Genomic DNA, 6,393 nt, shown 5'->3' on the forward strand with positions numbered 1-6,393 from the left:
AAGAAAAGCTGAAGAGGTCATCGCCTCTTCAGCTTTTTTCATGGAGAAATTACTCTTCTTCTACATCGCCAACCGCGTCTACAGGAACCTCCACATATTCCTTTTCCCCCAGCACGATTTGAGCTTGTCCGTTTGTCAAATCAACCATCCCTGCGACAAACTCATCCTGTTCACCCTCAGGGATCAGCACATGCGCAGTCACCTTGTCTGTAAAATCCGTACTACTCACGCGATGTTCACCAAGGCGCAGCTCGTTCTCCACCTTGCCCCACCACGTATAGTCCACGCTGACAGAGACTGTCTGATGCAGCGTGTGCACCACGATCTTCGCAGCCTTCAATGCAGTGACGGTTCCAGCTGTATAAGCCCGAACAAGTCCACCAGCCCCAAGCTTGATTCCGCCGAAATAGCGAGTGACGACCACGACCGTATCCTTCACGCCGTTTTTCTTGATGCATTCCAGGATCGGCTTGCCTGCCGTACCGCTAGGCTCCCCGTCATCACTCGAGCGCTGAATCTGATCGTTTTCGCCGATGACAAAAGCAGAACAGTTATGAGTAGCGTCCCAGTGCTTCTTTTTGATCATCGCGATAAATGCTGTCGCTTCTTCCTCAGTGGTAACCCGCTGGGCATATCCGATAAAACGGGAGCGCTCAATAACGATATAGTCCTCACCGTAGCCAGCGATGGTTTTGTATTGGGTAAGCATCGTACAATCACCTCAAGAAAAGGATAGCATGCCAAAGAAATGTTGGCGAACATTGAAATGTTTTTGACACATAATCGTAGTACTCTATGTGGTGCTTGTGGAATAAAAAAGGAAAGGGAGGAGTTCCTTATGATTCCCTTATGAAAATGCTGGTATGGCATAATTTTGCGTGTGAGAAGGATAACTCTGTGATATAGTGATCTTGGGACAAACCACATATTTAATGTGGTTAATAATTTTATGCTCAATATAAAATAAAGGAGTGGAAGTCAGTGAATTTTCCATATTCGAAAAAGAAATGGATGTCTATCAGTTTGGCGGCATTATTAACAACAGCCCTTGGCGCAGGAACCTTGACGGCATCTGCGAATACAGGCTCCGATCAAGCAAAGGCACCTACGACTGTACAAGCATCAAACGATAAAGTAGCAGCTGAGGCAGGCAAAGAGAATACGACAACGCCTGATACTGCCGCAACAGAAGAGTTGACGTTGGATAAAGCGATTGAACAAGCTTTGAAAACCAACGTCACATTACAAAATGCTATTCTGGATGCGAAAAATGCAGATATTAACAACTCGATTACTTACAGAAGCACGGCACAAATGACAGCAGACATGCTGGAATCCTTGGATGCAGCGCAAGCAAAGTATGTAAGAAGCGCCCAAAGTGAAATGACGAAGAAGCTGAATGCGCTCGCTGTTAAGTCTACAGAAGGAAAAATCAAGTTAGGTGCACAAGATGCCTATTACAAACTGATTTTTGCTCAAGATGACGTGAATCTAAAAAAACAAAGCTTGGCTCGTGCAGAAGCACAACTGAAAGTAGCCAAGGCTGCATTTGATGTTGGAACGAACGCGAAGACTGACGTTCTTGAAGCAGAAATGGGCGTAGCTGGTGCAAAGGCTCAGTTGACGACTGCGGAAAACAACTTGGAAATTGCCGTGATGAATTTGAACGATTTCCTTGGCGTTGATCTGCAAAAAGAATGGAAAATCGTCTCTGCCAATAAGAAAATGGCTCCAATCTCGATCACCATGGAAGATGCTGAGAAGCAGGCCCTCTCTAAACGTTTGGAAATTACCAAAGCAGAAGAAGAGCTCAAGCTGGCAGAATTGAATGTGAAGCTGATCGCCGAGTATACAGCGGCGTCAACTCTTTCTGGTCAACAAGCTCGCAACAACGTCGAGAAATCGAAGCTTGCCATTGATGAGGCAAAACGTACCGTTTCGAAAGATGTTGCACAGGCATACCTCAACCTAAACGCAGCTCGTGAGGCGATTGATTTCCAAAAAGCGGCAAAAGATTCTGCTGCTGAGAGCTATCGTTTGAAAAATTTGCGTTTTGAAAATGGACTCGCAACGACTTTGGAAGTAATCCAATCGGAAGAAGCGTTGTCTACTCGTGAGAACGAGTACCAAAAAGCTGTCCTGTCTTACAACTTGGCTGTCGTAAACTTTGAAAATGCATTAGGAAATTAACCTAATTCAAGCAAGATTATGAGGTTTTGACCCAAATTGGAAAAAGGTTCAGTCGTGACAGCCCGCCATATGTCCCCTATAATACGGATTGTGGCGGATGTCACTTCGTACATAATGGACAGGTGAATAACGAACCACGAAAAAAACTTTAAATTTTTTTCGAAGGCGCCGCAACTTTTGATTCGCTCAGGCGTTTAATAGGATGTCACACGAAAAACGGGGAATTGTGTAAAAAAGATTCACGAATTCTAGCAGTTGTGTTACACTAGTGATTGTTGCATTTTACACAATACTGAATATACTAGAGATTTTTAACACAAAAAGCGAGGCTTTCCTGCGAAAGGAGGTGACACGCGCTTGCAGGATTCGGGCTTTAAAAAGAAAGATAGATTAACAACAAATATTCCCCAAGAACAATTTGTTTATACTAGAGGAGGAGAACACAAGGTTATGAAAAAGGTCGTTAACAGTGTATTGGCTAGTGCACTCGCACTTACTGTTGCTCCAATGGCTTTCGCAGCAGAAGAAGCAGCAACTACAGCTCCTAAAATGGATGCTGATATGGAAAAAACCGTAAAACGTCTGGAAGCTCTTGGCCTGGTAGCAGGTTATGGCAACGGCGAATACGGTGTAGACAAAACTATCACTCGTGCAGAGTTCGCTACTCTGGTTGTTCGCGCTCGCGGACTGGAGCAAGGTGCGAAATTGGCACAATTCAGCAATACTTACACAGATGTAAAATCTACTGATTGGTTTGCTGGTTTCGTAAACGTAGCTTCCGGCGAAGAAATCGTAAAAGGTTTCCCGGACAAATCTTTCAAACCACAAAACCAAGTTACTTATGCTGAAGCTGTAACTATGATCGTTCGTGCACTGGGTTATGAGCCATCCGTTAAGGGTGTATGGCCTAACAGCATGATCTCCAAAGCTTCCGAGCTGAACATTGCTAGAAGCATCACTTCTCCTAACAATGCAGCAACTCGTGGCGACATCTTCAAAATGCTCGACAACGCTCTTCGCGTAGACCTGATGGAGCAAGTTGAATTCGGTACTGACATCCGTCATGAAATCACGAAAGAAACTCTCCTGACTAAATACCTGAAAGTTACTGTTCGTGACATGGAATGGGCTCAAGAAGCTGGCAACGACAGCGAAGACCTGCCATTGGTAACTAACGTACCAGCTATCGGTCTGGGCAAAATCAAAGCTAACGAAGTTACTTTGAACGGTAAAGATGCTGGTATCGGCAACACTACTTACAAAGTAGCTGACGGTATCAACGCTAACGATTTCGATGGTCAACACGTACAAGTGTGGATCAAAGACGACCGTGAAGACGTAATCGTTTGGATGGAAGGTTCCACAGACCAAGAAGTTATCATGGACCGCGTTGGCGAGTTCACGCTGAAAGGCAAACTTCTGGAAGATCCAAAAGATCTGAGCAACTCTGATCTGGCTGATCTGAAATTGGAACTGGATGCTAGCGAAAAAAGCTACCGCTTCAACAAAAATACTAAAGTAACTTACAACTTCACTCGCTTCAACGATCCAGTTGATGGTTTGAAAGAAATCATCAAGGACAACGCTGATGGCGGATTCACTTTCGGTGCAAAAGTTGTTCTGGACAACAATAACGAGATTGCTTACATCCACGTTATTGACGACCAATCCATGAACAAAGAAGACGAAGGCGTTAAATACGGTTCCGAAGTTATCTCCAAAATCGATGCTGATAAAAAGAAAATCACGAACCGTGATAACGACAAGTTCAACGACCTGGAAGACAAAGAAGAAGGTAAAGACTTCTTGGTATTCCTCAACGGTAAACCAGCTAAATTCAGCGATCTGAAAGAAGGCATGGTTTACAGCGTATACTACGCTGATGGCGACGAAGACAAATTGCTGGTATTCGCTACTGACACAGTAGTAGAAGGTAAAGTAGACAAAGTTGTTAGCCGTAACAACAACGACTACCGCCTGACTATCGGCGACAAAACATACCGCGTTTACGAAGGTGCTACTTTCTCCGATGACGGTAACAAAGATGTTCAAGACATCGACAAAGACCACTGGGATCTGGTTGACAGCTTGGACGACGAAACAGTAAAACTGTACCTGGATGCTTCTGGTCGTGTTCGTCACATCGAAACTAAGGATGCTATCGACGATCGCAAACAAAAAGCAATCATCACTCGTGCAGCTACTTTCAACACAAGCAAAGACACTTGGGATTTCACTGTGTTGACTCAAAAAGGTAAAAAAGTAACTGTTTCCCTCGAAGCTAAAGACATCTATGACTTCGATGGCAAAAACTTCTCCAGAGATGGCAAGTCCGAGTGGGATCTGGAAAACATTCTGGTACCTAGCAAAGACAAAGACACTCTGCTCGTAGAAGTAACTCTTGATGCAGATGGCAAACCAGACAAAGTTGAATTCTTGAAACCTGTTAAGGTTGAAGAAGAATCCGGCAAAGCTTGGGATGACCTCGCAGATGAAGACGACGATATGGTTGGCGACTACGAAGTTACTGACAAAACAGCTGTCTTCAACATGACTGGTGAGTTGGAAACAAACGGCAAACGTGCTGAACTGAAAAACGCTAAAACTGCGAAATTCAAAGACGTTGCTGATGAAAACGACCTGTCCGTAATCTACACTGTAAACGACAAAGACGAAGTAGAAGCAATCTTCGTTGTTGAAGGTGACGGTTTGTCTGGTGATGCTATCTACGGTCAAGTTATCGACTTCGGTCGCGCTGGCGGTAAAGACACCATCAAAGTATGGGTTAAAGAGAAAGATAGCAACAAAATCGTTGAGAAAGAATACAAACTGGATGGCGATCAAGACGATCTGAAAGATGACGACATCCGTCGTAACGACTTCATCGCATTCACAGTTGATTCCAACGACGAAGTTATCGTTGACGATGTAGTTGAAGTAGTTAACAAAAACGCTAAAGGCATGCTCGCAGAAGTAACTGACGAAAAAGGCCTGAGCGATGCAAACATCGACAAATTGACTGTTGGTTTGGTTGATGATGTAAGCAAAGACACCATCACTTACAAAGATGCTGACGGCAACAAGAAGAAAGCTAGCATCAAATCTGCTACAGTTTACTTCGATCTGTTCGATGACCTCGGTGAAGCAGATGGCGTTAACGAAGGCGACTACGTTGTAATGATCGACAGCGGTGACATCTCCGGTACTAAATACGACTTCGTTCTGATCGTTTCCGACGAGAAGACAGTTCGTAAAGAAGACCTGGAAGACGAAGCAGAAGCATTCTTGAAACAAGAGCCAACTACTGAAACCCCAAATCCAGATGAGTGGGATGCAATTGATTCCAAACTGACTGGTAAATACGTAGAAGCTGGTGCAGGCATGAAAACACTGGCTGTTACAGCTAAATTGAAATCGGGTGTTAAAGAATCCGATATCGAGAAAGTTGAACTCTACGTAAATGGTTCTAAACTGTCTCAAGATGATATCAAACTGTCCATCAAAGATGGCGAAATCTATGTAGAAGCTATCGCTGAAGGTAAAGTTAACAGCAGCTCCCTCAAAGTTACTAACAAAGAAGGTAAGGCTGACGAAGCTACTGTAACTTACAACGAAGCGTAAGATTACGCTTCAATAGTAACCAGATCTACAGGGTAGTATAGAGGGGGGATTTTCCCCCTTCTGTACTACATACCCTATTAAAAAGAGAACTTCCTATCAAACATACGGAGGGGTAGTACGTGAATAAAAAAGTAGCACTTTCTGTTCTTTCTACTGCAGTAGTCGCAAGCATGGCAGCTTCTGCTTATGCTGCACCACAAGCTGGTGTTTATGTTGGCGGAGATGTTAAAAAGTTTTACTCCACAACAACTCTGTTGAACCTGACTAAAGAAGCAAAAGCTCAATACGCAAAAGATCTGCGTGTAGGTTCTGACAACCTCGTATTCGTACACATCAACGGAAAAGGTGCTTTCTTCTCCGAGATCATCAAAGATGGTAGCGCAACTGCTTTCGCGCAACCACTGAAAAAATCCGACTTCGTTGACCTGTACAAAGTAGTTAAGCCAGATGGCACTTCTACTGAAAATGAAGATGCTAGAGCAAAAGTTGAAGGCGATAATACAGGTGAATTGAAAGTTGAATCTGTAAGTGCTATTAACGCTCTGACAGTTGATGTTAAGTTTGGAACTACTGTAGACAAAT

Annotated in this window: 3 protein-coding genes and 1 pseudogene; 3 read left to right on the plus strand and 1 reads right to left on the minus strand. The window is 43.8% G+C overall.

Annotated features, from left to right (window positions below; all coding sequences use genetic code 11):
• Positions 1-49: 49 nt before the first annotated feature.
• On the minus strand, positions 50-709 hold the full coding sequence (locus tag KB186_RS15480; protein WP_232773929.1) for a YigZ family protein: 660 nt from the start codon (positions 707-709) through the stop codon (positions 50-52).
• 272 nt (positions 710-981) lie between these two features.
• Between KB186_RS15480 and KB186_RS15485 the strand changes: the two genes are divergently transcribed.
• The 3 genes and pseudogenes from KB186_RS15485 to KB186_RS15495 all read left to right on the plus strand — a co-directional run.
• The gene (locus KB186_RS15485) at positions 982-2,190 is read left to right on the plus strand and encodes a TolC family protein (RefSeq protein ID WP_173610489.1); all 1,209 of its coding nucleotides are present in this window, start codon (positions 982-984) and stop codon (positions 2,188-2,190) included.
• Positions 2,191-2,640: 450 nt separating this feature from the next.
• Entirely contained in the window at positions 2,641-5,811 is a 3,171-nt protein-coding gene (locus KB186_RS15490) for an S-layer homology domain-containing protein (protein ID WP_232773932.1), read from the plus strand.
• A gap of 119 nt (positions 5,812-5,930) precedes the next feature.
• Positions 5,931-6,393 (plus strand): annotated as a pseudogene (locus tag KB186_RS15495) (sugar-binding domain protein); the annotation flags it as partial.

It is taken from the genome of Brevibacillus sp. AF8, from assembly GCF_021270385.1.
Lineage (GTDB): Bacteria > Bacillota > Bacilli > Brevibacillales > Brevibacillaceae > Brevibacillus.